This window comes from Psychrobacter sp. 1U2 (assembly GCF_051847575.1).
In genome coordinates, this window is record NZ_JBPYDC010000491.1 from 1 (window position 1) to 1,028 (window position 1,028).

1 protein-coding gene is annotated in these 1,028 nt (G+C 35.8%); it reads right to left on the reverse strand.

Annotated elements, in window-relative coordinates:
- The coding region (locus ACS8FD_RS16800; RefSeq protein ID WP_439276680.1) for a baeRF3 domain-containing protein at positions 1-603 on the reverse strand (603 nt) is incomplete at its 3' end.
- Positions 604-1,028: the final 425 nt, after the last annotated feature.

Here is a 1,028-nt window from a genome sequence, read left to right on the forward strand (position 1 = left end):
CTCTTGTACACTTTTATCAACTTGATTAAAGAACTCTTTTAAATAGTTATCTTCTTTGTTAGCTGAGCGGTCAGAGCCTGCATCACCAGTAGTATACAAACCATTATTTTCTATAGGAAACGGGATGTTTTCCATATTATTCTGGCGATCAGAATCATTATCGAATTCTTTGATAACGCGATCATTAGAAGCTTCAATTAAACGAGCCACATCGCGTGTGAGGACCACCGTATAGTAATGTACAGCGCTTGCCATATCGCGGACAAGGTCACGAGTTGCAAAACGATCTGATATTACAACGCGCTCTTTGGTATCAAGTGGCATACGGATAATTTGCACATCGTCAGTACTGGCAAAAATCGCTAACGTATCAAGGTTATAGTTATGATTGAGCTCGTCAGTTTTGGCATGAATATTTTCTAAAATAGTGGTCGCTGTTTGCTTGTCGTACTCATTGGTCAAGCGCTCCTCGACTACTTTTAGTTGATTCTTTAACGCAATAGGATCTTGTTCATTTCCTGGATGCTCACGGTGGGTCTTTACAAATATACTTACTGCAGGATCAGCTTTTGTTTCACGTAAACTCTTAAGGGTCGCTTTCATAAATACTTTTCCTTATGTTGTTGTTATAAATTCCAACCAATAAACTGTTTATATAGGTCAAATTACTTTGCTTAGTTTATATAGCTGTCTGATTTAGCTCAGTCTCATTAGCGTATTACAGTTACCTAATATTCATAATCGTTTTATAGTTTTTAATCGGTAAAACCTTGTTTAATACGTCTCATGTGCGGCATAAACGATAACCCGTACATAAGACCATAATTTTTATATTGGAACTACTATGATGCTATCAAGTTAATATGATGAGCTATAGGGTTAGTTTGCAAGCAAATGATAGCGCTTTGTAAGCATAAGTAAGAAAAATTTAATATTACAACTCCTAATACTCTCTATCAGCACATAATAGAATCGCTAATACAGAGTATTTACTTATTACCTTTCACAGTGAACTTGTATTCTAAGCA